We start from the raw sequence: 2,378 nt of genomic DNA on the forward strand, positions 1-2,378 counted from the left end.
GCCCCTCTTTATCAGCCTGCTGATGCAGAAGGTTGTCATTTTGAAAACGGCGTCGTGACAACTCCTAAAGGCTTTAAGGAAGCTTATAATCAGTTTGTTGAGGGCGGCTGGCAAGGCATTTCATACCCTGAAGAATACGGCGGTATGAACCTGCCCATGTCTATTAACCTGATTAAAGCTGAGATGATTGGTACAGCCAACTGGCCTTGGGCAATGTATCCTGGCCTCTCAACAGGTTGCATCAATACGCTAATGCAATATGGTACTGACGAGCAAAAAGAGACTTATTTACATAAATTGGTTGACGGCTCATGGGCAGGTACGATGTGCCTAACTGAGCCACAATGCGGTACAGATTTGGGACAAGTCAAATCAAAAGCAATCCCGCAAGAGGACGACAGTTATAAGATTAGCGGTACTAAAATTTTCATCTCAAGCGGTGAACACGATTTGACTGAAAACATCATTCATATCGTACTAGCACGCTTACCTGGCGCACCTGAAGGCACCCGCGGTATCTCATTATTCATCGTACCAAAATTCCTTCCTAATGATGATGGTGAAGTGGGCGAGCGCAATGGCGTCACTTGTGGTTCTATCGAACACAAAATGGGCATCAGCTCTTCATCAACTTGTGTATTGAACTTTGATGATGCTGTTGGCTATTTAATTGGTGAGCCAAATAAAGGCCTCAAAGCGATGTTTACCTTTATGAATACGGCCCGTATTGGTACGGGTATTCAAGGTCTGGCCCATACCGAGCTGTCATTTCAAAATGCCCTACCCTATGCCAAGGAGCGTCGCTCTATGCGTGCCCTATCAGGGACCAAAGACCCTGAAAAAGTAGCGGATGCCATCATTCACCATGCGGATGTACGCCGGATGCTGCTGACGCAAAAAGCCTTTGCCGAAGGTGGACGTTCGATGATTTATCACTCAGCGCGTTATGCGGATAAGATGGCACAAGGCGTTGCTAATGGTGATGATGATGAGTTTGAAAAATGGGACGATAAACTAGGCTTTTATACGCCAATCCTAAAAGGCTTTTTGACCGAACTAGGTATCGAAGCAGCTAAGCATGGTCAGCAAATCTACGGTGGTCACGGCTATATCAAAGAATGGGGTATGGAGCTCATCGCTCGTGATGCCCGTATCGCTACATTGTATGAAGGCACGACTGGCGTACAGGCGCTTGATTTGTTAGGCCGTAAGGTTATCTTGCAGTCTAAAGGCAAAATCATCCGTGACTATACGTCAAGCATTATGAAATGGTGTGGCGAGTATGCACTCGATAAAGACATGCGTAAGTTTGTTTGGGCATTGACTAAACTATGTGCCGAGTGGAACACGCTTACGGTACGTTTGATGCTCATGGCACGTAAAGACCGTGAAGTGATCTCAGCGGCCTCAGAAGACTTTTTGATGTATTCAGGCTACATAATGATGGGCTATCACTGGGCGCGTATGGCAGCAGTCGCTTATGACAAGCTTAAAAATGGGGGTACTGAGTCACCAGAGTTTTATAAAGCCAAAGTCCAAACGGCAGAGTTTTATTTTGACAAAATCTTGCCACGTACATCAGGACATGCTGAGAGTATGGTTGCACCAAGTGAAAGTATGACGGCGATGGATATCGAGAACTTTGCCTTTTTAGACTAATCTTAAGTAGCACCTAAGCTTAATTGAACTTAAGAAAAGTAAAAAGCGCCCAACTTTCAATAGCTGGGCGCTTTTTTTATAATTAAGTAATTAAATAAGCAAGTATGATTTCAAATGACATAAAGGTTAAAAAGCTTTCAGTTAAAAATACTTTCAGTTAAAAACCAATGCTAGCTACCGAGCAGCTTTTTTTGATAAATAGGACTGATCTCCTCCACTTCTACGCATACTTGTAGCGATGCTCGCCCCGATTGCTCCTCGCCTAATGTATCCTCTATCGTAGCCACCAATAGCTGTGCCAATTGCTCACGGACACCACTGTCACGACCTGGCATCAAGTTTAAATGTGCATAGATAAAACCATATGCTTGCTCATCATTCTCAACTCCAACCAAAAACGTATCGATAGGGATTATTCGCGCTTTAATATCAGTTGGCTTACCAAAATGACCACTATCCCATAATACTTTATTTAAAGATTTGAGTAACGACTCTTCGTGAGAGATACTGACATTGGGAGATGCTTGGATAGTTAAATGCGGCATGAATACGTCCTTATAATGGGTTAAAAATTTACGTATGAAGACAAGATTAGTACGTCTGGTTATTTTATAGGACTCTTGAAAATAGCCATCATGTATCGGCAATATCTTCAAAAAGAGCGCCAAGCGTTTTAGCCAGTTGTAATGGCGGTAGCTCAATCTCAAGCCCGCGGCGTC

At 43.7% G+C, this 2,378-nt stretch carries 2 protein-coding genes; one reads left to right on the plus strand and one right to left on the minus strand.

Features of this window, described 5'->3' with window-relative positions:
• A partial coding sequence (locus ACS8FD_RS13035; protein WP_439276209.1) for an acyl-CoA dehydrogenase C-terminal domain-containing protein occupies positions 1 to 1,659 on the plus strand: 1,659 nt, incomplete at its 5' end.
• 170 nt (positions 1,660 to 1,829) lie between these two features.
• Here ACS8FD_RS13035 and ACS8FD_RS13040 read toward each other — a convergent pair.
• Positions 1,830 to 2,204 (minus strand): 5-carboxymethyl-2-hydroxymuconate Delta-isomerase, encoded by a 375-nt coding sequence (locus ACS8FD_RS13040; protein WP_439276210.1) that lies wholly within the window; start codon positions 2,202 to 2,204, stop codon positions 1,830 to 1,832.
• Positions 2,205 to 2,378: the final 174 nt, after the last annotated feature.

The organism is Psychrobacter sp. 1U2, from assembly GCF_051847575.1.

Excerpts from the sequence above, each read along its gene's own strand:
- ACS8FD_RS13040 (WP_439276210.1), bottom strand. The coding sequence starts at position 2,204 with ATGCCGCATTTAACTATCCAAGCATCTCCCAATGTCAGTATCTCTCAC.